Origin of the sequence: Levilactobacillus yonginensis, from assembly GCF_964065165.1 — a bacterium.
GTDB classification, from domain to species: Bacteria; Bacillota; Bacilli; order Lactobacillales; family Lactobacillaceae; genus Levilactobacillus; species Levilactobacillus yonginensis_A.
In genome coordinates, this window is record NZ_OZ061549.1 from 2398592 (window position 1) to 2423673 (window position 25082).

Sequence of the window (25082 nt, forward strand, 5' to 3'; positions counted from 1 at the left end):
AGACGACACCTCTTTCTCTGTTGCGGTGTCTACATTATAGCCTATGAAGTCGCTTATGAAAATGGGGCGGCTTGTGATGGCGTCGTTAGTGACCAATCTTCATGATCTAACGCCATTTGCCAGAATTGAAGTTCATACCAACTACTCTTGGCAAAAATATCGAGTAATTGGTCCGTGTTGGCTGGGGTAGCGACCGCATTGGCCAGGGTCAATTGGTCAGTCATTGAATTGGTATAGTCGGCGGCATTGTAGGTATCGATCCAAGCCTGAAAAATTGGAACGGGTGACCCAGTTCCGGCAAGGCTGGCACCAATCTCTGCGTAGAGCCAGTAGCAGGGGAGTAAGCCTGCCACGGCACCAGCAGTCCCTGCGGTCACTAACGCGCGATAGAGATGGCTGGTGTACGCGTAGCTTGTAGGCGCAACCGGAGTGGCAGCAATGTCAGCCGGAGTAATGTTTAACCGGTCAAAGAAGGTTTGGCGAATGGAAATCTCTCCCTGGCGGAGGTGTTCTGCGCCGGCCCGCAGTTGTTGCGCAACCTGTGCATCTGAACTTTGGTCGGCGGCGAGGTCATGGACCTTACCGAATTCATGCAGGTAGTAGTGGTCTTGTATGAGATAGTAACGGAAAGTGTCCATCGGTAAAGTTCCTGCCTGGAGCTGTTGGATGAAGGGGTGGCGTTTGGATGCAGCCCAACTGGCCAGTGCTTGTTCATGTGCTTGATCAGTAAACATCAAAAAACTCCTTTGTTAAGTTAATTAGGGTAGTCCCCAGAAGAGGCCAAGTTGGACGGCTAACAGGCTCGCGCCGCAGGCCCACCAGTTCCACGCGGGTAAGGGGACTTTAACGGCATGCGTTCGCGGAGCGCCTTCAACAAAGCCGTGAGAAGCCATGGCTGATGCAAGTTGGTCGGACCAGTTCATGGCTACCAGGATAACCTTAAAGTATAGCTGAGGCGACCACACGTGTAGGACTTGCCCCCGCATCAACGCTGCTGCACGGATAGTGGCCACTTCTGCCCGGATTTTAGGCATCAGATTAAAGGCTGCTAAAAAACCGTAGGCAAATTTACTGGGAAGTTTGGCGTTTTGTTCTAGTGAACGGGTCAGCATTAAGGGTTCAGTGGTTTGGGTGAAGATCCCCCCCATGTAAACGTAGACGAACATTCGAGTGAAAATGACGATGAGGAAATGGGTACTAGCTGAGCCCTGGAGATTTAACGACCAGACCAGGGCCGTTGCGAAGAACAGCGGGACTAGGGTTAGCCACAGCAGGCGTTTTAGCTTAACTCGGTAGGCAATCATCAGGCTGAAGCAGATCACCAGTAAGGCGACGTTAACCGTCCAAACTTGGGTGAAGGAAACTTCTAGTGCAATAATCAAGACGAGCGCTAATTTTAATGTTGGGTTCATTCAGCTGCCCCCTCATAAAGTAAGTGGTGATTCGTCAATCGTAGATGGTGAGTTACGAGGTCGTCCAGACCACTTAGCTGGTGGCTGATTAGAATCAGGGTGAGACCTAAGTCTCGCTGGACTGATGTCAAGATTTGCATCGTGGTGCGAATGGAAGCCAAATCTAGGCCCTTGAGAGGTTCGTCTAGTAATAGGACTTGGGGTGCCATGATTAGCATACAGAGTAGCTGGGCTTTCTTTTGTTGGCCGCTGCTCAGTGAGTAGATGACCTGGTCGCGGTGTTGCGTCAAACCTAACTGGTCTAAGAGCTGCGTTACCCGTTCTGGTGTAAAGTATGCGTGGTTGCCATTCTTTTGTGAAAGAGCCAGTTCTTCATCCAGGGTCACGTTGAGAAATTGGGCCATAGCGGATTGAAACATGAGGCCCACCTGGCGGGCGTACGATTTACGCGCAATTTTTTGAATGTTTTGTCCCTGATAGGTCAAACTTCCGTGGTAGTGGCCCAGGCGAACTAGCGCCCGGAAGAGAGTTGACTTGCCACTCCCGTTTGGCCCAGTGATCAGCGTGGTTTGACCCGCAAAGAAGGCAAGGTCTTGGGGATGAATGAGTTCTCGTTCACCACTGAATAGCCCCAGTTGCGTTCCTTGAAGGCACACGGTTTCAGTATCTTGCGGTGGGGTCACCCGTTTCAGTTGCAAGCGGTCTGGTGTGAACGCCGCAAACCGTTCTTGTGTTTCTTCCGCTGAAAGCAAAGCTAGGTGACCAGCCTCTAAGACGGCCAAGTGGTCGACCCAGTGAGCATAACCACTCAGGTCGTGGTCGGCCAAAATGACGGTCTTATGTTGCTGGGTGCAGAGCGTCATCAATTTTTGCAGGAGCGTTAGCCGCGTGGGTGGGTCGATACTGGCAAAAGGTTCGTCCAGTAGAATCACGTCGCTGTTCATGGCGACGATGATTGCCAAAGCAACCTTTTGCTGTTCGCCCCCCGAAAGTTGCATCAGGATGCGGTGCTTCAACTGAGAGATGCCGACAAAATTGAGGGCGTCATTAATGGCGGCAGGGATAGCAGTAGCCATCACCCGTTGGTTTTCCAAGGCAAAGCGGAGCTCGTTTTCCACAGTATCCATCGTGAACTGCGTGCTGGGTTCCTGGAACATCATCGCCACGGTACTAGCGTGCTTAGCTGCAGGAATATCGGTTAGTGGTCGGCCGTCAAACCGGATGGTCCCGGAAGTTGGTAATGGCATGAGACCCGCAATTAAATTTAAAAGGGTTGACTTGCCACCACCCGAAACCCCAGTCAGCAGTGAGAATTTTCCTGCTGGAAAGGTGACGGTCAGATCATCCAGCACCGGATGCGTCCGTTTGGGATAGGTAAAAGTCAGTGAATCAATCGTGACAGTAGCCAAACAAATTCCTCCAATAACAATTAGTGCGCAGTACTAGGTAAAACGTGGGCGCGAACTAACAGGTTTGCAATCAACTTGGTGAGAATACCACCAAAGAAGAAAATTGAGAGTAGCCGGACAACGAAGAGGAGTGCCATGAAGCCTAAATGATAGGATGCGTAGCCGTTCTTGATCATGTCCCAGCCAAAGGTGACGATGGCGGTGGTCAGTGAACTAAGAGCTAGTGTGAACCAGCCGTAATGTTTGTAACCAGTGAAGGCAAAGCCTAGTTCGGAACCAATTCCTTGAAGTGCGCCGGAAATCAAGGTGCTAGCTCCCCAGATACCACCGAAAAACATTTCGACGACGGCCCCCAGAAATTCACCTAATGTGGCAGAGCCTGGGATCCGGATGATAAACCCAGCCAGTGGACCGGCCATGACCCAAATACCGAGGAGCAGTTCATTGGCTAGGGGCTGTAATCCAGCGGGAGCGAGTGCCGCTGCCAGAACGGTGTAGAGTGGTCCGGTGACGAAGAAGATAGTCCCCATAAAGATTGCTAAGATAGTGACAAAAATAATATCGCGAACGTGCCAGCCTTTCATGATATGTAACCTCCTAAAAAGTGTACGCTGGGGCACCTTTTAGCTAAAAAAATCCCCACTAAGTTTCATTAGTGGGGGTCATTGAATAGCTTTATGGTACGCGTTCCCTTCGCTGGTACTAACCAGATCAGGTTCAATGGGTTTGTTCTCAGCCGCGATGGCACCCCAGTCGTATTTGAATGACTTAAGCGTAACCAATTTATCCGTGAATTGCAACCATTCGTCGCAACAACCCGGTCTAGGCCATTAGTGGTTCAAAGCTAAAAAAGTTCTTTACAAAAACATTACGGGATAAACAAGGCGGTTACAAAGCGTTAGAGTCTCTGTTCCTTCAACTAGAATAGTGCTAATGTAATAGTTAGTTGCATTAATTATTTTAAGAACGGAAAGGACCAATGACATGACAAGTTTACATATTCGACGGGGCATGGTCGTGCTACTAGCCGCCATCACAGTTGGTGGGGTCGTCAGTCAGGAAGTACCTGCTGACGCCGCTGGTTATCAGACGGTTTCAACCAAGAAAATTAAGAAGATGGCTTACCACAAGAAGAGCAGTAAAGGGGCCATCTTTAACAAGAAACACACCAAGAAGGTCAGCAACTTGAAGGCCCATCCCAACACGACTTGGTACGCCACCAAGCAAGCGACGTTGAAGCATGGGAAGACCAAGGGAATTTACCTTTACGTGAACAACAACAAGAAGACCGTCAAAGGTTGGGTTTGGCACAGCTATTTAAAAAAGGGGAAGGCCCCATTTGTTTTAAATAAGGCGAAGGCTGCGGTAGCCATGGACGCCAAGACGGGTAAAGTCGTTTGGTCTAAGCACGCTAACACGGCCCGGCCGATTGCGTCCGTCTCCAAGATTATGACGCTGTACCTGACTTTGAAAAAAGTCGATGGCAAGAACAGCAATTGGAACAAGAAGATTAAGATTAAGAGTAAGGGCCTCGTTCGGATGAGTAGGACTTCTGCGTATGGTGGCTTTCACTTTAAGCTGAATCACAGCTACACGGTCAAGCAACTCTACGACGCAGCCTTCCTGGATTCTTCGAACAATTCTGCGATTGCTTTAGGCCAATGGGTGGCTGGTAGTAATGGTAAGTTCATCAAGAAGATGAACGCTCAGGCTAAAGCTTGGAAGCTGGGTCACGCCCACTTTGTTTCCGCTTCAGGCTTGGAAAATAGTGACCTTCGTCAATTTGGGTATAAATATGGTTCCGCCAATGCCAACAAGGTTTCTGCTAAGGACGTTGCCTTGATGGCCCGCCACTTGATGACGGACTTCCCTCGCGTTCTGAAGGACGGCAAAGTTGGTTCCAAGCGGGTCAATGGTCAACTCTGCTACAACTACAACAATATGTTGAAGGGTCGGAAGTACTACCAAGCTTCACTGAAGGTTGATGGGCTGAAGACCGGGTACACCCCATTGGCTGGTTACTGCTTTGTCGGGACTGGTCAGAAATCTGGCAAGCACCGGGTCATTACGGTGGTTCTGCATGATGAAAACGAGTTTTCCGAAACGCGTTCACTGATGAATCACGTGTATGGTTTCAGAAGCATGGCTAACTAAACGGCGAATAAGCCAATTAGTGAGTGTTTTAGCACCCGGTTCAGTAGGCTAAGCTTGCCAACGAAATAGAATTCTAAAAATTTACCTATAATTCAAAAAAATTCGCATCAACCACAGTGACGGTTGATGCGAATTTTTGATTAAAATGACTGACAATCAGTTGGGAAGTTTGAGTTGCTAAGCGAAGTAATTAGTTCAGTCTCTGACCGGTGGATTACGAAAAAGTTACGACCCCAACAAGCAGATTACAAAATGGCTCAAGTGCTTGTTTGACAGGTCTTGCTTGTGCTAAGCTGGCCCTTGGATAATTGACACGATTATAATCGGAAAGAGGAATAGTTATGGGAATGTCTAAGTTTAAAGGGGCCGTTTTGGCCGTGTTGTTCACGGTGGCCCTGGGTGGGGCCGTAGCCACGGGGACAACGGCACATGCCGCTACATATACCACGGTTTCCACGACCAACGTGACGAAAGCTGCTTATCACAAGAAGAGTACCGCGGGGGCCATTTATAATAAGGCACACAATCGTCGGATCGCCACGATGAAGGGCTATCCGAACACGACTTGGTACGTGACGCAACACGCGACGTTGAAGCACGCAAATTCCAAGGGAATTTACTACTACGTTCAGAACAAGGCTGGGTCCGTTAAGGGCTGGATCTGGCACGGATACCTGACTAAGGGGAAAGCACCATTTGGCTTGAAGTACGCTAAGAATGCCATCGCCATGGACTATACGACGGGGAAGGCTGTTTGGTCAAAGAGTGCTAATACTGCGCGGCCAATTGCTTCCGTCTCAAAGCTAATGACGTTATACCTAGTTCTCCAAAAAGTCGATGGTAGTTCCAGTAAGTGGAATGAAGTCGTTGATACCAGTAGCAAGGGCTTGATTTCCATGAGTCAAAGTTCGTCGTGTGGCGGGTTCCTGTTCAAGACCGGTCATAAATACACGGTTAAGGACCTTTACGACGCAGCACTATTGGATTCGTCAAACAATGCCGCTATCGCACTGGGGCAATGGGTGGCCGGTTCTAACGCGAAGTTCATTCAACAAATGAACGCGCAAGCTAAGACTTGGAATTTGGATAAGGCCAGCTTTGTATCAGCCTCAGGTTTGGAAAACAGTGACTTAAAGGTCTTTGGCTACGCGTACGGGAGTGCGAACGCCAACATGGTTTCGGCCAAGGATGTGGCCTTGATTGCGCGCCACTTGATTCAGGACTATCCACGAATCTTGACTGACGGTTCCGTTGGGTCTAAAACGGTGGATGGCCAATTGACCTACAACTACAACAACCTGTTAAAGGGGCGGAAGTACTATCAAGCTGCCCTCAAGGTTGATGGGTTGAAGACAGGATACACGCCATTGGCTGGTTACTGTTTCGTTGGGACTGGTCAAAAGACCGGTAAGCACCGGGTCATCACGGTCGTTCTGCACGATGAGAACGAGTTCACGGAGACCCGTTCATTGATGAATCAGGCGTACAGTTACAGCAGCATGTCAGACTAATTTTAAGTCGATAATGCTTTACTATTCTTGGTTTGATAACAGTTTTCGAACTTTCAACCTTTAGCTATATATGTTTAGAACGCAAAAAGGAGTTGAGACAAAAGTCTCAACTCTTTTTTATGTTCTAGTTTAGTTTGAAGTAATTAGTCAGTCGTTAACCAAGCCTCAGGTTGGGCCATGGCAGCCCGTAAATCTTGATAGAACTGGCTGACATGATAGCCATCGGCAACGGCATGGTGAATGGTAAATGAGAGCGGCATAGTGGTCTTACCGCCTTTCGTCGTATATTGCCCAGCCTGGATGACCGGGAAGTACGTATTGAGTGGCGTGAATGGTAGCGGCGTGTAACTGGTGAAGTCCAGCCAGGGAATACTACCGATCATGTAGAGGTTAGCGCTTTGGGGTGCTTTGGGCATGGGCGTGTGTTGGGACCCCAAGCGCTTAAGGTCCTGTAAGTAGTCTTGATAAAATTGGGAAAAGTTTGGGCTGTATGCCGTCCAGAGGCTAGAAATACTGTGGTCATCTTCATGCAGGACACTGTATGAGGGATGGACGACGTCGAATTCAACCAGTTGATCGTCGACCATGCCGACGCGAAATTCTGGATGGCGCGTCAGCACCTGGCTAACTAGAAAAAGGTAGGCGGCGTTGAACTTGACTTCGTGACGATGAGCCCAGTCTAAAGTTGCTGTGATATCAATCGTGGCGTTGACGGTGAAACCGGTGGGCATCATTTTAGTAAAGTAATAGAAATACTCGCGGCGCGGCCAAGTTGTTTGGTCGATTGGGTGGTAGTTGGTATTAATGGTTGTCATGAAAACTCCTTATTTTTGGTTATAGGCAGGCTGACATTTAGCGAGCCAAGTTTGTTTGAGGTCCTTGAGTGTTTGTCTGAGATTCGTCACCTCGGTGGTTTCCTCTTCCCACAGGACTTCGTAGGTGAAGGCAGACTCGCCAAAGGTGTTCCAGTCGGCTTGCAGCGGACTGGTCCGGTAGAAATTTTTATTGAGGTTGAGGCGATAATATCCCCAACGATTATGCGTGTTGGCAACGGTGTCGATGAAGGTTTTACCATTCTTGGTGTTTTTGATTTGAATGACGCCGTACTTGGTCGGGGTCGCTTTGTATTGTCGAATGCGTTCTTTTTTGTCCATGATTACTCCTTAAAAGTGAGGCGCCAATAGTCCTGACCATCCGCGGTCCGTGCCAGAAATCCGTAGTCGATAAGGTAGCGGCGTAACCGGACATAGTCGTCAAAGATTGGGACTAACAGGTCGTTCATGGTGCGCTCAGTAAAATGCTGGGTCGTTGGAATTTCTAAGCTCACCCGCTTTAATACCGCTAAGATGGCCTTGTGTTGCTTAGGCCAGCGTTTGAGCCGCAACTTATCGCCAGGATCGAAATACTTTTGAAGGATCTGATGATAGTCACGCTGTGTAATAGCAATGAGGCCGTTAGCTTGGGTTGCTGGTGGCAGTGCGATGGGGGTATCTCGTTCAGGGTTATTGAAGACTTGATTATAAATAGCGAGGTAGAGCTTGGCCTGCTTGGCCTTTTCGCGGAACGTAAATTTTTGGTGACGAATGGTGGCGGCTGCCACATGGTTGTCCTGAGCAATTGTGGCATCCTTGACACCTTGACTAAATGCAACGAGTAAATCACGTTGCTTGGTGGTCAACGTGTTGTATTTGGATGACGATTGAATGAGTTGGTTGATGGCGTCCGGATGGGCTGATTGAATATGGTGATTGATCATTTCAGCGGCCGGGTAAAAGGCATCGTGTAGGTGGAAGACCTGATCTTGTTGAAAGTCTTGACCACAATAATTGCAAATATAAGCGGTAGCAGTGGTGTGCCACCCCTGTTCAATTTCAGATAGTGTTAATGTTGCGAGATCCATAGGTATCCCTCCAATAGCCATAATCATACAAATGTTTATTGAATCTGTCAATACAATCTACAAAAGTGGCCAAAATAATTACAATTCCGATGGAAATCATGCTGCCGTTGGTTGGCCCAAGGGGTTAGGTTAGTATGATTTTATTTGTAAGCGGCCTGCCTTGCTTGGTTTCGATGGGCCAGGTATGATTGGGTCATGTTATTTTGACGGAGGGGTTGAGTAGATGCTACCAAGACTGATTGCCACGGACTTAGACGGGACCTTTTTAGATGCAAATGGGGTGTATGATCGTCAGCAATTTGATGCCATGTTGGGTGAAATGACCGCGCGTGGTAGCCGATTTGTTGTGACGACTGGTGACCCCCTGGACCATGTTCAAGAGCTCTTTGCCCCGTTGCGGAACCGGGCACAGCTAACCTACGTGGTTGAGGATGGCGCCTTGATCACCACCGCCAGTGGTAGTCAGCTTCAGATGACGACCTTACCCCAGTTACATTGGCAGTCGGCCGTCTCTTGGCTGGAAACGACGCCCATTATGGCGGGCTGCTTCATCATTGCTTGCGGTGCGGAGCGGGCATATACGACGTTGCCGGCCGACAGCCAGCGGTTTGCAGAGTCCCGCGAATTTTATCCCAGTCTGACTTCGGTGGCAGATTTAACGACAGTGAGCGCGGCTATTTTGAAGCTTGATATTACGTGGCTGAGGACGGACGTCGTGGCGCAAGTTGCAGCGTTTAATGCACGTTTTGCCGGCGAATTAGTCGGTGTTAGTAGTGGCTTGGGGGGGATGAACGTCTCACTCCCCCAGGTTAGTAAGGCCGCAGGATTGGCCTTTCTTGGCCAACAATGGGGCATCACGCCAGCAGAAATGGCTGCTTTTGGCGATTCTGGAAATGACTTGACCATGTTACAGCTGGTGGGTCAGGGATTCGCAGTGGCTAACGCTGCACCGGAACTGGCAACACAGCCGCATTTGAAGGGAACAAATGAGCAGGGCGCGGTCATGGCGCAGATTGCTGAATGGCTAGTTTGAGTGGCTAGTTTCCGTATCAAATAAAAGTTGGCGCCCTGAGCCACGGGTAGGGGGTACACTCGCTGGGAGTAGGGGGCGAGTAGCGATGACGGATAGGATAGCACAACTGGGGATGAGGCTGGTCAATGGTGAGGTGCGTTTTTACCGTAACCGCCAGATCAGTGCCATTCGCCAAGCGTTACGGTTGATATTCCCCATTATTTTATTGGGGAGTCTGGCGGATTTCTTGGAGCAGTCCTGGTTACGAACGGATGGCTATTACTATCAAACACTGCACGTGGCGCGGTGGCTGTTTCAAGTGAAAATTCTACGGCAGTATTTGCGATTGATCAGCGCGGGTACCCTGGGATTGGCCGGAATCTTAATGGCATTTGCGGTGAGCTTTTACCTGGTGGTACCAGTGACCCAGCACATGACGGATCGCCTGATGGCCGGAACGATTGCCGTGATTAGTCTGAAATTTTTTAACGTGACTCGGACCTCAGTTCTGGGTGGTCACACGATCAAATGGGTGGCGACTGACCTGGGGATTCAGGGAATTCTAGTCGGTATTTTGGTGGGAGTACTCGTGGGCAATGGCTACCGTTGGGCACTCGGTCATCGTTCACCAGACTTGGAACAGATTCCAAGTACGCTGGTCATCACCTGCACTTGGTTAGTTGTGATGGCAGCTTTAGGTTTGCTTTGGGTCAGCACACAGACGGTTAGTCTCAATTCTGCTTTTGCCAGCATCATTCGGTGGCCGTTTCGCTTGCCCCATTTCATTCTGGGCTTGCTGGGATATTGCGTTTTAAATGGGGCCTTTGAGTGGTTGGGAGTTCTAGGGCCGTTGTCAGCAAGCAGCGGGCAATCAATTGAATCTGCCCAGAATTTAGCAGCCGTGTTGGCACATCATGGCTGGCAGTTGCCGCATCCGCTAACGCTGCATACGGTCGTCAGCGTTTATGCCAACGTTGGTGGAACGGGAATGATGCTCGCACTATTGTTGGCACTATTTTTGAGCCGACCCACGGCGTGGCAGCGGCGAATCGGTTGGTTGAGCCTGGTACCAACCTTGGGAAACGTCAATGCGCCAATGATGGTCGGCTTACCTGTCATTTTAAGCCCCCTGATGGGGATTCCGTTCATTCTAGCTCCGAGTGCTTGTATTACACTTAGCTGGCTCTGTATCCGCCTTAAATGGGTTCCTGCGGTGGCATATCCATTATTGACTGGGACGCCGGGACCGTTGCAGGCTTATCTGGGAACTGGCGGCAATTGGACCGCACTGGCGTTATCGTTGGCCGACTTAATCTTAAGTACGGCAATCTATTATCCCTTTGTTAAATTGGTGCAGGCGGCTCACCGGCAACTAGACGGGGAGGTGGCTTAAGATGCATCGCACAAATTTGCATCGACTATGGGCAGTCTTATTATTGCTGGCAGTGTTGTGTTTGCCAGGATTTTGGTGGCAGCCGCATCAGGAAAAAATTGTGCGGGCTAACTATCAAAGTCTAATGGCACCAGTGTTCTTCGTCCCTGGTTCAAGTGCGACACAGAATCGATTCAATGCGTTGGTTAAAGAGTTGAATCGAGAGTCGCCAACGACTCATAGTCTGTTACGGGTCGAGGTCATGACTAACGGTCACCTAGAATACAGTGGAAATCTGAAGCAGGGAGACCAGCGGCCGTTCATCGTGGTGGGGTTTCAAAACCATCGGGATGGTCCAGCTAACGTTCGCAAACAGGCGGTCTGGTTTGCGACGGCCTTTCAGGCTTTAGAAAGGACGTATCATTTCACACACTTCTCGGCTATGGGTCACTCTAATGGTGGTCTGGTTCTGACATTGTTTATGGAACATGACCTGGCCAAGACTAAGACCAAAATTGATCGATTGATGACCATTGCCACACCATTTAATTTAGAAGAACAGGATGCTGCGGTCGACACTGACTTGTTCAAGGAATTGAGTGGTGACCGCGCCAACTTACCCCGCAATGCAACGGTTTACTCGATTGCTGGGAGCAAAACATTTGCTAGCGACGGGATTGTCCCGTTCGACAGTGTGAACCGCGGGAAGTATATCTTTCAAAATCAGGTGAAACACTTTACGCAAATTACGGTGACTGGAGCAAACGCTAATCATGCGGATCTGCCGGAAAATCAGCAGATTGTTGCACTTATTCGTCAGGACCTTTTATCCTAATTGCGGTTTATTTCACAACCTATTACGTGTAAACTGGGAGGTAAATGGAGGCTAAAGACGAATGATTAAAATGATTGCGCTCGACCTAGATGAGACGTTACTGAATACAGATAAAACAATCAGCGAAGAAAATGTGACAATGTTGCGTAAGCTGCATACGGCAGGTATCAAGGTGGTTCTCTGCACTGGCCGACCAATCAATGCAATCTGGGGTTACCTGGAACAATTGGGGCTGACCACGGAAGAGGACTTTACGATTACATTTAACGGGGCGCTGGTTATTCAAAATATGACTAAAGATGAGCTGGCACAGAGTGGACTAAGTCGGACTGATTTTGAACCCCTCCACGCGTTTGCCCAAGAGAATGGGTATCCACTGGACATCTTAGACTTTGAACAGGTCTATCCGGTCGCTGACTTGAAACCTTCTATCTATCAGAAGATGCTGAAGGCTCCAATGACTTTTACGCCCACAAAATTTGATGATCTACCTGATCATTTATTTAGTAAGGCGGTTATGGCCACTGATTCTGAGACCTTGGATCACGTCGTTGCCACCATTAGTGAGGACTTGCGTCAGGAATATCACGTTGTCCGGTCACAGCCTAAGATTTTGGAATTCTTGGCGGCTGGGATGGATAAGGCCGTTGGTTTGGGACAATTGTTAACTCACTTTGGTTGGGACTTCGATGACTTGATGGCGTTCGGTGATGCTGAAAATGATTTGGGCATGATCAAGGCGGCAGGCGATGGTGTCGCTATGTTAAACGGTCAACCTGAGGTGAAATCTGCTGCAAATCACATTACACCAAAATCAAATAATGAGGCAGGAATTGCGGCTTACCTACAGGAAAAGTTCCCGGAATTATTAGGATAAGGGAAACGCTTGCAATTTAGCGAATGAAGTGGCAGTATGAAAGGTGTATAGGATGAATATTAAGGAGGACAAGGGTTATGAAACGTTTTATGGTTAAACTAGGATTAGTGGCGGTGGCGCTGGGTACCCTCGGTGGGGTAGTCGCACCAAGTGTCGCTAGTGCTAAAACCAAGCCAACTTTCACGAATACCGACTTGAAACGTTACTATAAAAATGCCAAGTCCAAGACGGCATTTTACTTCAAGACCTACAAGTCTGGTAAGAAGACCGGTGAAATGTTGATCTTTGGTGACTTTAACGGTAAGAACGCGAACGTGAAGTATGGTGTGCCAACTTCCGTGAAGTTCAGTAAGAACCGGCAGACGATGACCACTAAGTACAAATTGATTGAATTCAAGACGACTAAGGGTAAAACTACGACGTCACTAGCCAAAAAGGCATACACTTTTAAGTTGACTAAGAAGAGTTCAACGAAGTTTTCTGCTAAGTTGACTGGGACTAAGTTTAACCGGCGTTTAGGAACGTCTGGTAAAACTTACAGCTACACGAAGACTAAGACCAGTCCAGCTAAGAGCTATGCGAATAAGTATGTGAAGCCAGAAATGAAAAAGGCCTATACGGAAGCATTCGATTCCTTACCAGCTGCTGATAAGCAGGCCGCGGTAAAGAAGTATACGAATAACGCCGTGAACACCATGATCAAGAACTTTAACTACAAGAGCTAATTAGACGAATTTGTCGGGTGACTGAAATTATTTCAGTCACCTTTTTTAATGCTTAAGCCATTTCGGCCTGGCTAAGTTAACGTTGCTGAGATATTGAAAGGGTCGGTTAGTGGGATTATCTGGAGCATAGAGGCGGCGTTAGAACCGGACAACAAAAAAGTCCCAGACAAAATGTCCAGGACTCTCAGTGAAATAAGTATTTGGGATAAAGCTTAGTTTTGCTTGAACAGGTTCGTCAGGTATTCCATGAAGGTCTTCAGATAACGATCTTTGTCAACCATGACAGAAACCTTAACATTAGTAGGTTCGTTTAACCGGTTGTCATCACCGATAGTCCGACCGTAAGTTTCCTTGTTGTAGTTAACCACCATGTTTAAGTCAATCGTGGTAACGAAGCTAGGATCTAACGCAACCCCAACAGCCAGTGGGTCATGCAAAGCACAGCCACCTAGGTTGTCGTTAACATCAACGTAGGCTTGGATGTAGTAATCAACGATGTCAGCGAACTTTTCACCGGCAACGGTACCCAAGTCACGCCATTGTTGGGTTTCCTTCTTAGTCAACAGGGTCCGCAGGGTAACATCCAAACCAACCATAGTTGAATGTAATGGGCTCGTCAAAACGGCGTTAGCAGCTTCAGCATCTTGGTTGATGTTGGCTTCGGCATAAGCAGTGACGTTACCAGGAACGGTCAAAGCACCGCCCATGAAGGTGACGTTGCCGATTTCAGTAGCAATTTCTGGGGCCTTTTTGATGGCAGCAGCCAAGTTGGTCATTGGGCCAGTTGGAACTAACGTCAAATCTTTGCCGTACTTGTGAACGGCATCAATCAAGAAGTCCACACCGGATTCCTTTTCAATTGACCGTTGTGGATCTGGTAAGTCGACTTGGCCAATTCCGTTTTCACCGTGAATGTCTGCACTAACTTGCATCCGATCAAAGTGATCACTGGTTGAGGAATGACTTTCACCCAGATATACAGGGATGTCAGTGTGTCCAAGTAGTTCCAAAATCTTCAAAGAGTTTTGGCCACCGGCTTCGACGAGCACGTTCCCGTAAGAACCGATAATCCCAATCAAGTCCACATCGGGAGCACCCAATGCGTAAGCAATTGCGAGTGAATCATCGATACCAGTATCTAAGTCTAAAATCATTTTACGTTTTGCCATGATATAATTGTCTCCCCTTTGATCCTATATTAGCTAAAAAGCCTACTCTAAGTGTAATGTAACTGGTTACATTTATCAAGCTCACCTAGTCACCAAGTTGAAGCAATTGGACGTTCACGTTAAGATAGAAACCAGGTTAGATTTACCATTGAGGGGGGATTCGGTCATGGCCGATAAACAGTCTGTAAAACCGGTAAAACGGCATTTTGAGTACCACAATCATTTGCTGGATGATGCAACGAAGGAAATGAATGAGTGGACCGGAGAGAATAAGGTTGTTGAAATCCACCTATTTCAAATGTTTTCAGAAGTTTTTAAGCATCACGACTTAGACGACTCAGAAGCCTTATTTATCGTAGGAACTAAGGAAACGACACCATCCTTAGAAGCCGTGTCGGCGGCACCAGTCAAGCCGTGGTTATTCTCACGAGTTTTCGCATTACTTGGAGCTAGTTTCGTGTTACTGGCGCTGTTATTTCTGGTTTTCCGCAGTAATAATGCCGTCCCTGGGATGATTTTTATTGGCTCGTTGGCGGTGCCATTTTCCTTGTTGATCATGTTTTTTGAAATCAACGTTTTTCGGAACATCTCAGTTTATCAATTGATGACCGTCTTTTTGGTTGGAGGTATTCTGTCGTTGATTGCGACCATGATTTTGTATTCATTGATTCCATCGGGGAACGGGACATCCTGGGAGTCCGCATTAATTGTTGGTTTCATTGAAGAAACGGCCAAGATGCTGGTTATTGCTTATTTTATTAACCAATTTAGGCTAAATTATATCTTCAATGGTTTACTGATTGGTGCCGCTATTGGCGCTGGGTTTGCGGTCTTTGAGACGGCAGGGTATACCGGACAATATGGTTTGGTCACACTGTTGATGCGCAGTTGGCAAGCAATCGGGACGCATACGATTTGGTCCGCCATCATGGGAGCGGCGATTATTTTGGCAAAGGAGCGTCATCAGCCCGTCACTGGGAGTAACATGGTGGCACCGAAGTTTTTGCGCTTCTACCTGTTGGCGATTGCCCTTCACGCGTTGTGGGACTGGAACGCCCCTTTTGCCTTGTTAGACATTTTGTACCTGCAACAGTGGGTATTGATCACGGTTGGCTGGGTTGCCATCTTTGTCTTGATCAACGCAGGTTTACGTGAGGCGCGAACCTTACAGGGTCAACGAATCCTCAAGAACACTCAGCTCGGCGGATAGAGAAAGGTAATCATTTTGCGGTCCAACGCGGGGTTTTCATGTAATAGGGAATGTTGCATTTGCCAAATAGGACCGCGAAGCTGCTGATAACGGTAGCTTCCAACGTGGCCTTGAACCAGTCTGGCTAGTGGTGTAACGGTGTTGTCGGGTACTTCACTGTCGTTATCTGTGCGCCCAATGTTGCCTGCTAAATTTAGGATGTGTAACTGGGGTTCAGGTGTTCTGAGCCCCGTTCTTTCTGGAAAGTCGGCACCAATGCAGATCCAACGATTAACCGTGACGGGGGCTTGGGATTGGCGATTCAGATAGTCGTAGGCAATCGTTCCGCCGGAAGAATGGCCCACAAAGTTAACGTGGGTCACGCCATACCGTTGATGCAACTGCCGCAAGACCGTTCGTAACTGGCGAGCTTGTTTTTTGGGGTGCGTGTTGTCCTTGAAAATAACGGGGACGAGCGGGTTGTTGGCGGCGACCGGTGCGTGCTGTTGCCAGGAGACGTGACCGGTGTAATTGACCCGGGCGGTTAGGCTAAATGTGGCGAGCCCGGGGCGATTCAGACTGACGACCATACTGCGTAAAGACAGCCAAGCACCACTATTGCCTGGCAAGAAGAGGGTGGCCGTACGAGTCTGAGGGACCCGTGTGGTGGCCAGTGCGGACCACCGGCTGTTCCACCAGCCAATTAGACCAGTTAAAACAAGCAGGGTTGTGACGATAACGGTTAACCCACGTCGATGCTTCATGAAAATCACCTCCTTGATACGATGAAAGATTAAGAAAACGGAGACTAGTTAAATGACAGAATCTTATGATATTACCATTATTGGTGGGGGCCCCGCAGGCATGTTTGCCGCGTTTTATGCCGGGATGCACAACGCTAAAGCACAGGTGATTGAGAGCCTGGCCGAATTGGGTGGTCAGGTGAATGCATTGTACCCTGAAAAAAGAATTCTAGATGTCGCAGGGTTACCTGCTATAAAAGGACGAGAGCTGATTGCTGGGCAACGGCGACAGTTAAAACAATTTCCGTTAACCATTAAGACGGGACAGGCGGTGGCCAACGTTACTGCGAATGGGCAAGGATTTACAGTGACCACGGAGCGGGAGACGACTCAGACAAGGGCCATCATTGTGGCCGTTGGCAACGGGGCCTTTACCCCGCGTAAGCTAAATGTTGAAAATGCCGAGCAATTTACTAATCGTCAGTTATTCTACAGTGCCCGAAATCTTGAAACGTTTCGCAATCAGGATGTCATGGTAGCAGGTGGTGGTGATGCAGCCATTGACCAAGCCCTGATGTTGGCGCCTGTGGCAAAGTCCGTGACCCTGTTGCACCGTCGTAACCAATTCCGGGGGTTGGCCCACATGGTCGACTTGCTCGAACAATCTACGGTAAAAGTGGTGACGCCCTTTCTGATCAGTGGCTTGCAGGAAACGGCTACTGGTGCCTTGGACGTGACGATGAAGACCGTTGGTGGCTCGGGGGAATTAGCGCATCAGACGGTGGATAAATTAGTGGTCAGCTATGGGTTTACGGCAGATCATCAGGCATTAGATGCTTGGGACGTCGATTTGGCGGAGGACCATCGTTTGATTGCGGTGGACTCAACCATGGCCACTAATGTTGCGGGAATCTATGCCATTGGGGATGGCGTCATGTATCGGGGAAAACAGCCGCTGATTGCGACCGGTTACGGTGAAGCACCGGTGGCGGTTCAAGCCATCATGAGCACCTTTTTCCCCGACCGCCGTGGTCCCGTTCACAGTACTTCGCTAACCCCTAAACAATAAGCGTGTTTATTCTAAACGACAAAGAAGCTGTCCGCACGATCAAGAGATCGAACGGACAGCTTCTTTTCGTTGGTCGACTGGCGGTTATTTGCCGCTGGTGTCGTCTTGGTTAGTAATTTTGATACGGTTGGAGTCGGTGGACTTGTGATTGATTTCTGGTGCATCCGTCTTGTAGAACGGTTGTGTGGATTTGTCACCATTTCTGGAGAAGAGGCTAGTGGACTTTAAGCCCAGCTTCTTTTCCAACTTTTCCGCTTTCTGAAGACCATCAGAATAGTTATAGTCCTGCGGATCAACCGCTTTAAATCCCTTAGGATGGTAGAACCGTAGGAGGTTTTTCTGGTTAAGGGAATCGGAATAGTTTAGCCCATTAGTTACGTGTTCTTGCATGGCGTCAATCTTTTCTTTTTGCTTACCAGTTGGCTGAATCTCCTGCTGGGTTTTGTTGCTATAAATATTCCCATCGATCGACGTATAATCAGCGCTGACCCAATCGCGATTACGGAAGGCTACGACTGGGTAATGGCCTGGAGAAAGTAGGTCGGTCCCAAATTGCAGGTACTTCTTACTATTGATTCCCATCAGGTGTAACAGGGTTGGTAAGACGTCAACTTCGCCGCCATAGGTGTGTTCAATCTTACCTTTCTTGTAGCCAGGCATGTTGAACATCATTGGTACCCGTTGAAGTTGGGCGTTGTCGTAATCGTTCCAGTCATCTGGATTGACGCCCAGGAGCTTGGATAAACTCTTGTTGGACGAGTTAGAGATTCCATAGTGGTCTCCATAGATCATAACCAATGAGTTCTTGTCCAGGCCTGACTTGTGTAGGTAATGGTAGAATTCCTTGATGGATTGGTCGAGGTAGTGAGCCGTTTTGAAGTAATTATCAACGGTTTTGTCGCCGGTGTTGGGTGTCTTGAAGGTTGAATCTTCCTTGTCCAAAGTGAACGGGAAGTGGTTCGTAACAGTCAGATACTTCACGTAAAACGGCTGTTGTAGGTGTTGCAGGTATTTGACGGAATCATTGAATAACAATTTGTCCTTCAACCCGTAACCCAACGATTTGTCACCGGAAGTGTCATAGTAGCTGGCATCGAAGAAATACTGGTAACCCAGGTTTTTGTAAGTATTATTCCGGTTCCAGAAGCTGCCCACGTTTCCGTGGAAGACGGCAGTGGTGTATCCTGACTGGTCAAGGATGGCTGGCGCCGCTTGGAAAGTGTTGTCGCTTCCTAACTGCGTGAATAGCGATCCCTGAGGTAGACCGTAAGTTCCGGTCTCCAACATGGTTTCTGCGTCAGAGGTCTTACCTTGACCGACTTCATGGAAGAAGTTATCAAAGCTATAGGTTGCTTTACTCTTATAGAGCTTATTGAGGAACGGCGTCACTTCTTGACCGTTGACCTTCTTGTTAATTAAAAATTGTTGGAAACTCTCCAAGTGAATCACGATGACGTTCTTCTTCTTTGCCACACCATATAGACTCTTATCGGGCGCTGCGTAGTTTTTGTGGACGTACTTAAGAATCCCAGTCAACTCGGACTTCTTCGCGTGGGAGCGTAGTTCACTGGTATGACCGGACTTGATACCGTCGTAAACGGTGAAGGCGTCCAGGCCTAAGTATTTGACGACGTAGGTTCTATCGAACGTCCGGGTCAGTAGTTGTGGCCGATCCATCTCACCCAGAGTCAGGTTGACGCCAAAGAGGAGCACGGCCACGGAAGTCACGGCAAAGCCGACCCGTTTGTTCAGTGGTCGGGGGTCAATGTAGATGCGACGGGTAGCCAATAACAAGAGGACCACCACGAGGTCTAACCAGTATAGAATATCGTGTGGTGAGGTCAGAGCTAATGAACTTCCTGACAGCCCCTGGTCGACCTTGGAGTACCCCAGCATGGTGCTAACCGTCATAAAGTCGGTAAATTCTCGGAAGTAGATGACGTTGATGTAGAGCAGCAGGGTATTCAGAATATCAATTAAAAATAAAAAGGGATAGAAGAATCGTGCTCGTTTAAAGTACAGTGCCAACCCAAAGACGAGTAGGGTGGCAGCAATGGGATTGATCAGCACAATTAGAAATTGAAACGGATCACTCAGATTTAAGTTGAAGTCGACGAAGTAGGCGACTAGGGTCTTTGCCCAAAACAGGACGACCATCAGGGTAACAAATCCCATGCGGGTCCCTGTTCTGGCCCATATTTTTTTGAAACGTTCCACGTAATTTCGCTCCTTCGTTTACGGATAAGTAGTCCTATTTTACCATAGTTGCAGGTGTCATAGGTTGCGCCCGTTTTTGACACATTTTCACCATCGTAGCAAATTGCGGTGGGCCTTGACGGTTTCAGGAGGAAGTTTAGGAAAATTTTAAGTGGGTTGCGAAATTGTAACCGCTATCGCAGAATAATTTGGTACACTAGAGGTAATTCAGACGGAAAGGTGTGGAAACGTTATGAACAAGCAAATCACGCTTTATTTGGTTCGGCACGGCCAAACCTATTTCAACATCTATAACAAATTGCAGGGTTGGAGCAATTCTCCGCTGACGGACGCAGGGATTGCGGATGCCAAAGGGGCCGCTGAACGGCTTAAGGACGTGCAGTTTGCCGCAGCTTACTGTAGTGATACCACGCGGGCTGAGCAAACGGCGCGGACCATCTTAGCAGCTAACTTGTCGCAACCATCGGCTAATTTAACGTCTTCCCATTTCTTCAGAGAAGAGTTTTACGGGTATTACGAGGGGACCGACATGGCCCAGGCGTGGTACGTTGCTGGGGCACCACATGGAGTGCCGTCGTTTAAGGCAATTGAAGAAAAATATTCAATTGGTAAGGCGAAAGATTTCTTGAAGGAAGCCGATCCCTTCCGTCAGGCCGAAAACAATGAAGAGTACTGGGCTCGGGTCGACCAAGGATTTGACATGATTCGCCAGGACCCAATTCTGAAAGATGGTGATAACGTCCTGGTAATCAGTCACGGTAACACGTTGCTCAGTCTGATGGAACGTTATGGTCAGGGTCAGTATGATTTGAGTGTTCGGCCAGCTAACGGAAGTGTTACCAAGCTTTCCTTAACACCCGATGACATTAAAGTTTTGAGTTATAATCAGAAAGATTAGGAGCGAGGACGATTTGATGGAATGTAGAATGGCTTGGGGTAAAAAGAACCCCGTCTATGATGATGCCTTAGGTATCCGTAAGGACGTTTTTATTGAAGAACAGGGGATTGACCCTCGCGACGAGTTAGATGGCGCTGACGAGGACAAGATGCACTACGTGGGCTACGTGGACGACAAACCAGTCACGACGGCCAGAATTGATATGCTGGCTGGAAATCGTGTCAAAATTCAGCGGGTAGCAACGGTGGCTGATGAACGCCAACACGGGTATGCTGGGGAACTCATTAAGCAGATCATTAGCGACGCGAAGAAGTCTGATGTCAGCCGAATCGAGCTGGATGCCCAATTGACTGCGCTAGATTTCTATCAGCAACTGGGATTTGAACCTGTGAGCGAGCCATTCAAAGAGGCTGGTATTCAACACCGGACGGTTCAGTATCAAGTTAAATAGGTTTTTGTAAATTGAAGGATGTGTGATTGGATTAGCCGGTCACGCATCCTTTTTACCGTACATGCCATGTGCCGCTTCCGGCAGCCAGGACTGGGGCTCAGCTGTGGGGACCTTTGATATCGATGGCGGTAACTGTGACTGTTTTACAGGCGATAGTCAGTTTAATGTTACTGTACTGAGGTTGAGCGGATGTTCTAGGTGTTGTTGATGGTTCGACTAGTTAGTCTGTTATGGTAGCTAAGCGAGTATTGAACGGTTGTTCATCTTTATGTAAGAGGCAGTAATGTGTCTAGGAGATGTGGAAGGGCATAGTGACATGTTTATGGGAACATACGTCAAGCGCTAGTTTTCATAGGTTTGGTCACAATTAGACAGTCTAAGCCGGAGGCGGACAGGGTGGGCCAGCCGTGAAAATAGCGTTAGCTAGCGTTTCTTGCTAGGTTGGGCTATAGGCGACTTTGAAGACACAACTTTATCGTGGCTTTCAAGTCGAGCGAGAAGTCCGGTCTTTGGCTGAAGCGTCCCCACAGCAGGGCCACCCTGGCCACCGGAGAGCGCCAATAGCAAACTGATTTTGAATAAAAAAAATCGCGTTGCCATAAGCCAAATGCTTATGCGCAACGCGATAATATTTTAGCGTTCAGTTGATTTCATGAGGTATTTGTTTACTGAACTGTGAAACGGATTAGTCAGCGTCAGTAGCAGCTGGCGTGTTAACACGTGCGTAACCAACCGCGTGCCACCAAGGGGCATGAACAGCTTCGCGAACAACACCACGGTTCTGGGCATCGATCATCTTACCCTTACCGATGTACATCCCAACGTGGGAGATAGAGTACTTGCTACCACCGAAGAAGACCAAGTCACCCTTTTGGATGTTCTTGTAAGTGACGTGCTTCAAGGAGTTGTATTGCGCTTGAGCAGTCCGTGGTAACGTAACCTTGGCACCCTTTTTGTAGATGTAGCCAGTAAAACCTGAGCAGTCAAATGATGAAGGACCAGTAGCACCGTAGACGTAACGAGCGCCTAAGTGAGACTTAGCAACCTTGTACACTGAGCTAAAGCTTGTAGAAGCCTTGGTAGCGGCGGAAGCGGAAGTTGTGGTACCGGCGTTAAATGCAAAGAAACCTGTGAAAACTAATGCTGCTGTTGCAATTGTTTTAATGACTTTCTTCATTGTTATAAACACCCCTCATGAAATTTACAACTATAAGAGTACCAATGTAATGTGACAATCATGTAACAGCGCAATTGCAAAGGCGTTAAATGTCTTAAACAAAACGTTACTTTTCGCAATAAACTTGCAATTTAAGCGATTTACTTGGTAAAATCTAACATGACTGGCAAGTAAGTTTACAGGTATGAGGAGGAGAACGGCTTGGCCAAATTTACGGAGGAAGTACGGGAATTTTTTGATATTCGTCGATTAGTTTTTCGAATTGGGGAGCTAGCCGCGATGACCGATGTATCGGCTAGACAGTTGCGTTACTGGGAAAAGAAAGGGCTTATAGAGTCTGAAGAACGAGAAGATGGGCAACAGGCTCGGGTTTATACCTTTAAGACTTTTGTTCGGGTTTCGATGATTAAGTACTATTTGGACACCGGTTATACGCTCGCTACAGCTGGGAAATTGGCCGCCGAACGGCAAGATCGAATTCAATATATTCACCGGTTTGTTTCACGGGGGATGCGGGGCTTGGCTCAGGTCGATGGTCAGATGGCGATTAACCTTGGCCCATTCGATGAGGCCCAAACGTTGATGGCACTGATTCCAGAAGAGGATACAGGCGCCGTTCATTACAAATTATTACCTAACGAAGAAGCACAACGCGTCACGCAAAATACACCGGCATAAATTGAAATATTACCGAGTGAGTTGTTTATGTTACAAATGAAATATTTTTTGATCAGGGTTGGGGACAAAAAGTCTCTGCCCTTTTTGTGCTCCGAATGTAGCTAGTTGAAATGGGTGACAAAGAGCAGCCAGTTTAGCTTAAGCGCAAACGTTAACTAGTCCAGAAACGAGCTTTTTTCGCCGTTCAGGCTTGCTGGTTATACGCCTTAAAATCCACGCGATTAGGTAACTGAGCTTTCACAAAATTTTCTTGGCTGATGGCTGGTCGGTAGACTATACTTTGGGTCGAGGAGTTGATTAGTGGGTATGACTTATTCAGTTTGGGCCAGTTGATGTGGTCGATGGACTGCGGGCTAATCAGCTACAAAAATTAAGGGCATAGACGAAAGCGGATTGGGTGACTACCCGGCTAGCGTCTCTGACTGAGGGAGAGTAAGCATGGCAAGAAAGAATTTTACAGCTGATCCACAAATCCAGCAACATCGCTGGTGGATTTTGGTGGCAGTGTGTTTGTTTATTTTTATGTCAACGTTGGATGCCAGTATCGTCAATATTGCTTTACCCGTGATGAGTAAGGATATGACCATTCCGATGAACCAAGTGGAGTGGGTAGTTTCCATCTACTTAATTATTATTTGTGCGTTACTGCTATTATTTGGGAAACTGGGGGATACTCGCGGGAAGATTCGTATCTTTAAGCTGGGGTCCGTACTTTTTACCATAGGGTCATTACTTTGCGGATTCAGTGTTGGCTTACCATTCCTATTAGGTGGCCGGGCAGTTCAAGCTGTGGGTGCGGCCATGACCATGGCAACCAGCAACGGAATTATTACGGAAGTTTTTCCTTTTAGCGAACGGGGACGCGCTTTAGGGATGATTGGGTCTTTTGTTGCTTTAGGGAGTATTGCAGGTCCTGGAATCGGGGGCATTATCCTAGCCCACCTCAGTTGGGGGTATATTTTTTGGATCAACGTGCCGGTCGGAATCGTGGCTCTTTTGATTGGACAACGAATCTTACCCCGGGACTTGATCGTGACCAAGGAGTTAATCGATATTCCTGGTGCGAGTTTATTTGCCATATTGATGGTGAGTTTGTTTGCCGGCATCTTTGTTGGCCAGGAGATTGGGTTTGGGCGACCAATGATTCTTGGTTTGTTTGTCATTGCGGCGTTTGCTTTGATTTTCTTCGTGCGCGTTGAATTGCGAGCGACTAATCCAATTCTGGCGTTGCATTTGTTTCAGAACAAAGAATTTTCTATCAGTATCTTGTGTGCTTTCCTGATCTTTGTCGCAAACTTTTTCTTTAACGTTATTGCACCATTTTACTTGGAAAATGCTCGGGGGATGGCCGCTAATTACGCTGGGTATGCGCTGATGACCTTTCCCATTGTTCAAGTGGTCGTGGCACCAATTGCCGGCGCCGTTTCAGATAAGATTGGGCCTGAATTATTAACGTTTATCGGATTGATTCTCATATCTATCAGTCAAGTCGGGTACATGTTGGCCAATCTCGTAACGCCATTGTGGATCTTCATGTTCTTCATTGGGTTGGTTGGTTTGGGTAACGGAATTTTTATGTCACCAAATAATACGATTGTCATGAGTTCGGTGCCGGTTCAAAACTTAGGGGTTGCTGGGAGTATCAATGCACTAGCCCGGGAATTAGGTATGGTTATTGGTATTTCTATCGCCACGACGGTGCTTTTCTCGGCGATGGGCCACTATGCAGGCCAACATGTGACTGCTTACTTACCCAGCCATCCTGAAATCTTTATCGCCGGTATGCGGGTAGCATTCATGGTATCCCTGGCCATTTGCCTGGTTGCCACGGCTATTACGGGTTGGCGGATGTTTACGCATCGGTCGGGGAAACTGACTGACTAAGTAAAATGAGAATTTGAGAGTGTAAACTGGGCATAGGGCACTAGTCTTGGCGCTAAATGGACAATTCTGAGTATGTGGTCATTGCCCAATAAGTTGGAATTTCACAGTAGTGGTATTGTTGCGATTAAAGCATAGTTTAGACGGCGGTAGCCAGGGTGCACTTGAGAACATGAAGACACAAGGTGTCGTGGTTTCAAGTCGAGTGAGAAGCCTGATTTTTAGGCTGAAGCGTTCCCGCAGCAGCTTTTCGTTCTGGTTGCAGGAGCGTGATTAGAAAAAAGGAGAGTGAGACAAAAGGCGTTTAGTCAATGAGCATTAACGTCGATAGACGAACAACCCCGGTCCTGGACTGTTTGTTTATCGGGGTTAAGCGAAGTTGACTGCCTTTTGGCGCACGCTT

At 48.0% G+C, this 25082-nt stretch carries 24 protein-coding genes and 1 riboswitch; of the genes, 13 read left to right on the forward strand and 11 right to left on the reverse strand.

Annotated elements, in window-relative coordinates:
- Positions 1-53 precede the first annotated feature (53 nt).
- The 4 genes from tenA to AB3Y94_RS11155 are packed head-to-tail and all read right to left on the reverse strand — an operon-like array spanning position 54 to position 3405.
- Entirely contained in the window at positions 54-734 is a 681-nt protein-coding gene (gene tenA / locus AB3Y94_RS11140; protein ID WP_367296276.1) for a thiaminase II, read from the reverse strand.
- Between the two features lie 24 nt (positions 735-758).
- Positions 759-1412, reverse strand: coding sequence for an energy-coupling factor transporter transmembrane protein EcfT (locus AB3Y94_RS11145; RefSeq protein WP_367296277.1), 654 nt, complete (start codon positions 1410-1412; stop codon positions 759-761).
- Entirely contained in the window at positions 1409-2821 is a 1413-nt protein-coding gene (locus tag AB3Y94_RS11150) for an ABC transporter ATP-binding protein (RefSeq protein WP_367296278.1), read from the reverse strand. Before AB3Y94_RS11150 ends, AB3Y94_RS11145 begins: the two co-directional genes overlap by 4 nt.
- A 20-nt stretch (positions 2822-2841) precedes the next feature.
- Positions 2842-3405 (reverse strand): ECF transporter S component, encoded by a 564-nt coding sequence (locus tag AB3Y94_RS11155; RefSeq protein ID WP_367296279.1) that lies wholly within the window; start codon positions 3403-3405, stop codon positions 2842-2844.
- An 86-nt stretch (positions 3406-3491) separates the two neighbouring features.
- Positions 3492-3583, reverse strand: a riboswitch (TPP riboswitch).
- A gap of 222 nt (positions 3584-3805) precedes the next feature.
- On the opposite strand from AB3Y94_RS11155, the gene AB3Y94_RS11160 reads away from it, so the two are divergent.
- Entirely contained in the window at positions 3806-4975 is a 1170-nt protein-coding gene (locus AB3Y94_RS11160; protein WP_367296280.1) for a D-alanyl-D-alanine carboxypeptidase family protein, read from the forward strand.
- Positions 4976-5316: 341 nt separating this feature from the next.
- A complete protein-coding gene (locus AB3Y94_RS11165; RefSeq protein ID WP_367296281.1) occupies positions 5317-6486 on the forward strand; it encodes a serine hydrolase in 1170 nt (389 codons plus the stop codon).
- 143 nt (positions 6487-6629) lie between these two features.
- Here AB3Y94_RS11165 and AB3Y94_RS11170 read toward each other — a convergent pair whose 3' ends face one another.
- Genes AB3Y94_RS11170 through AB3Y94_RS11180 form a run of 3 tightly spaced genes read right to left on the reverse strand, consistent with a single transcriptional unit; the run spans position 6630 to position 8386 of the window.
- Positions 6630-7301, reverse strand: a complete 672-nt coding sequence (locus AB3Y94_RS11170) for a chloramphenicol acetyltransferase (RefSeq protein ID WP_367296282.1) — start codon at positions 7299-7301, stop codon at positions 6630-6632.
- A gap of 9 nt (positions 7302-7310) precedes the next feature.
- On the reverse strand, positions 7311-7640 hold the full coding sequence (locus AB3Y94_RS11175) for a GIY-YIG nuclease family protein (RefSeq protein WP_125683077.1): 330 nt from the start codon (positions 7638-7640) through the stop codon (positions 7311-7313).
- Between the two features lie 2 nt (positions 7641-7642).
- Positions 7643-8386, reverse strand: a complete 744-nt coding sequence (locus AB3Y94_RS11180; RefSeq protein WP_367296283.1) for a DUF2087 domain-containing protein — start codon at positions 8384-8386, stop codon at positions 7643-7645.
- Between the two features lie 223 nt (positions 8387-8609).
- On the opposite strand from AB3Y94_RS11180, the gene AB3Y94_RS11185 reads away from it, so the two are divergent.
- The 5 genes from AB3Y94_RS11185 (at position 8610) to AB3Y94_RS11205 (ending at position 13207) form a co-directional block, all read left to right on the forward strand.
- Positions 8610-9419 (forward strand): HAD-IIB family hydrolase, encoded by an 810-nt coding sequence (locus tag AB3Y94_RS11185; RefSeq protein WP_367296284.1) that lies wholly within the window; start codon positions 8610-8612, stop codon positions 9417-9419.
- 85 nt (positions 9420-9504) lie between these two features.
- The gene (locus AB3Y94_RS11190; RefSeq protein ID WP_367296285.1) at positions 9505-10791 is read left to right on the forward strand and encodes a PTS transporter subunit EIIC; all 1287 of its coding nucleotides are present in this window, start codon (positions 9505-9507) and stop codon (positions 10789-10791) included.
- Position 10792: 1 nt separating this feature from the next.
- Positions 10793-11605 carry an alpha/beta hydrolase gene (locus AB3Y94_RS11195; RefSeq protein WP_367296286.1) on the forward strand — a complete coding sequence of 271 codons (813 nt, stop codon included), beginning with the start codon at positions 10793-10795 and terminating at the stop codon, positions 11603-11605.
- Positions 11606-11666: 61 nt separating this feature from the next.
- A complete protein-coding gene (locus AB3Y94_RS11200) occupies positions 11667-12482 on the forward strand; it encodes a Cof-type HAD-IIB family hydrolase (protein ID WP_367296287.1) in 816 nt (271 codons plus the stop codon).
- A gap of 77 nt (positions 12483-12559) precedes the next feature.
- On the forward strand, positions 12560-13207 hold the full coding sequence (locus AB3Y94_RS11205; RefSeq protein ID WP_367296288.1) for a hypothetical protein: 648 nt from the start codon (positions 12560-12562) through the stop codon (positions 13205-13207).
- A 212-nt stretch (positions 13208-13419) separates the two neighbouring features.
- Here AB3Y94_RS11205 and AB3Y94_RS11210 read toward each other — a convergent pair whose 3' ends face one another.
- The gene (locus tag AB3Y94_RS11210; RefSeq protein WP_125683091.1) at positions 13420-14376 is read right to left on the reverse strand and encodes a nucleoside hydrolase; all 957 of its coding nucleotides are present in this window, start codon (positions 14374-14376) and stop codon (positions 13420-13422) included.
- A 166-nt stretch (positions 14377-14542) separates the two neighbouring features.
- On the opposite strand from AB3Y94_RS11210, the gene AB3Y94_RS11215 reads away from it, so the two are divergent.
- On the forward strand, positions 14543-15586 hold the full coding sequence (locus AB3Y94_RS11215; protein WP_367296289.1) for a PrsW family intramembrane metalloprotease: 1044 nt from the start codon (positions 14543-14545) through the stop codon (positions 15584-15586).
- On the opposite strand, the gene AB3Y94_RS11220 is transcribed toward AB3Y94_RS11215, so the two are convergent.
- Entirely contained in the window at positions 15571-16329 is a 759-nt protein-coding gene (locus tag AB3Y94_RS11220) for an alpha/beta hydrolase (protein WP_367296290.1), read from the reverse strand. The genes AB3Y94_RS11215 and AB3Y94_RS11220 overlap by 16 nt on opposite strands.
- 52 nt (positions 16330-16381) lie before the next feature.
- On the opposite strand from AB3Y94_RS11220, the gene AB3Y94_RS11225 reads away from it, so the two are divergent.
- On the forward strand, positions 16382-17377 hold the full coding sequence (locus AB3Y94_RS11225; RefSeq protein ID WP_367296291.1) for an NAD(P)/FAD-dependent oxidoreductase: 996 nt from the start codon (positions 16382-16384) through the stop codon (positions 17375-17377).
- 84 nt (positions 17378-17461) lie between these two features.
- Here AB3Y94_RS11225 and AB3Y94_RS11230 read toward each other — a convergent pair whose 3' ends face one another.
- Positions 17462-19552, reverse strand: coding sequence for an LTA synthase family protein (locus AB3Y94_RS11230; RefSeq protein ID WP_367296292.1), 2091 nt, complete (start codon positions 19550-19552; stop codon positions 17462-17464).
- A 274-nt stretch (positions 19553-19826) separates the two neighbouring features.
- Here AB3Y94_RS11230 and AB3Y94_RS11235 point away from each other — a divergent pair, with 274 nt between their 5' ends.
- Both AB3Y94_RS11235 and AB3Y94_RS11240 read left to right on the forward strand, forming a co-directional pair.
- Complete coding sequence (locus tag AB3Y94_RS11235) at positions 19827-20492, forward strand: histidine phosphatase family protein (protein WP_367296293.1); 666 nt, start codon at positions 19827-19829, stop codon at positions 20490-20492.
- Between the two features lie 16 nt (positions 20493-20508).
- Entirely contained in the window at positions 20509-20943 is a 435-nt protein-coding gene (locus AB3Y94_RS11240) for a GNAT family N-acetyltransferase (protein ID WP_367296294.1), read from the forward strand.
- 685 nt (positions 20944-21628) lie between these two features.
- Here AB3Y94_RS11240 and AB3Y94_RS11245 read toward each other — a convergent pair.
- Positions 21629-22120, reverse strand: a complete 492-nt coding sequence (locus AB3Y94_RS11245) for a C40 family peptidase (protein ID WP_367296295.1) — start codon at positions 22118-22120, stop codon at positions 21629-21631.
- A gap of 201 nt (positions 22121-22321) precedes the next feature.
- Here AB3Y94_RS11245 and AB3Y94_RS11250 point away from each other — a divergent pair, with 201 nt between their 5' ends.
- Both AB3Y94_RS11250 and AB3Y94_RS11255 read left to right on the forward strand, forming a co-directional pair.
- On the forward strand, positions 22322-22798 hold the full coding sequence (locus tag AB3Y94_RS11250) for a MerR family transcriptional regulator (protein ID WP_367296296.1): 477 nt from the start codon (positions 22322-22324) through the stop codon (positions 22796-22798).
- A gap of 438 nt (positions 22799-23236) precedes the next feature.
- The gene (locus AB3Y94_RS11255; RefSeq protein WP_367296297.1) at positions 23237-24682 is read left to right on the forward strand and encodes an MFS transporter; all 1446 of its coding nucleotides are present in this window, start codon (positions 23237-23239) and stop codon (positions 24680-24682) included.
- Positions 24683-25082 lie beyond the last annotated feature (400 nt).

Coding starts and splice junctions, on each gene's coding strand:
- AB3Y94_RS11235 (WP_367296293.1), top strand. CDS start 19,827: ATGAACAAGCAAATCACGCTTTATTTGGTTCGGCACGGCCAAACCTAT.
- AB3Y94_RS11230 (WP_367296292.1), bottom strand. CDS start 19,552: ATGGGATTTGTTACCCTGATGGTCGTCCTGTTTTGGGCAAAGACCCTA.
- AB3Y94_RS11190 (WP_367296285.1), top strand. CDS start 9,505: ATGACGGATAGGATAGCACAACTGGGGATGAGGCTGGTCAATGGTGAG.
- AB3Y94_RS11185 (WP_367296284.1), top strand. CDS start 8,610: ATGCTACCAAGACTGATTGCCACGGACTTAGACGGGACCTTTTTAGAT.
- AB3Y94_RS11170 (WP_367296282.1), bottom strand. CDS start 7,301: ATGACAACCATTAATACCAACTACCACCCAATCGACCAAACAACTTGG.
- AB3Y94_RS11245 (WP_367296295.1), bottom strand. CDS start 22,120: ATGAAGAAAGTCATTAAAACAATTGCAACAGCAGCATTAGTTTTCACA.
- AB3Y94_RS11195 (WP_367296286.1), top strand. CDS start 10,793: ATGCATCGCACAAATTTGCATCGACTATGGGCAGTCTTATTATTGCTG.
- AB3Y94_RS11205 (WP_367296288.1), top strand. CDS start 12,560: ATGAAACGTTTTATGGTTAAACTAGGATTAGTGGCGGTGGCGCTGGGT.
- AB3Y94_RS11160 (WP_367296280.1), top strand. CDS start 3,806: ATGACAAGTTTACATATTCGACGGGGCATGGTCGTGCTACTAGCCGCC.
- AB3Y94_RS11210 (WP_125683091.1), bottom strand. CDS start 14,376: ATGGCAAAACGTAAAATGATTTTAGACTTAGATACTGGTATCGATGAT.
- AB3Y94_RS11165 (WP_367296281.1), top strand. CDS start 5,317: ATGGGAATGTCTAAGTTTAAAGGGGCCGTTTTGGCCGTGTTGTTCACG.
- AB3Y94_RS11240 (WP_367296294.1), top strand. CDS start 20,509: ATGGAATGTAGAATGGCTTGGGGTAAAAAGAACCCCGTCTATGATGAT.
- AB3Y94_RS11145 (WP_367296277.1), bottom strand. CDS start 1,412: ATGAACCCAACATTAAAATTAGCGCTCGTCTTGATTATTGCACTAGAA.
- AB3Y94_RS11220 (WP_367296290.1), bottom strand. CDS start 16,329: ATGAAGCATCGACGTGGGTTAACCGTTATCGTCACAACCCTGCTTGTT.
- AB3Y94_RS11175 (WP_125683077.1), bottom strand. CDS start 7,640: ATGGACAAAAAAGAACGCATTCGACAATACAAAGCGACCCCGACCAAG.
- AB3Y94_RS11200 (WP_367296287.1), top strand. CDS start 11,667: ATGATTAAAATGATTGCGCTCGACCTAGATGAGACGTTACTGAATACA.
- tenA (WP_367296276.1), bottom strand. CDS start 734: ATGTTTACTGATCAAGCACATGAACAAGCACTGGCCAGTTGGGCTGCA.
- AB3Y94_RS11180 (WP_367296283.1), bottom strand. CDS start 8,386: ATGGATCTCGCAACATTAACACTATCTGAAATTGAACAGGGGTGGCAC.
- AB3Y94_RS11255 (WP_367296297.1), top strand. CDS start 23,237: ATGGCAAGAAAGAATTTTACAGCTGATCCACAAATCCAGCAACATCGC.
- AB3Y94_RS11215 (WP_367296289.1), top strand. CDS start 14,543: ATGGCCGATAAACAGTCTGTAAAACCGGTAAAACGGCATTTTGAGTAC.
- AB3Y94_RS11225 (WP_367296291.1), top strand. CDS start 16,382: ATGACAGAATCTTATGATATTACCATTATTGGTGGGGGCCCCGCAGGC.
- AB3Y94_RS11155 (WP_367296279.1), bottom strand. CDS start 3,405: ATGAAAGGCTGGCACGTTCGCGATATTATTTTTGTCACTATCTTAGCA.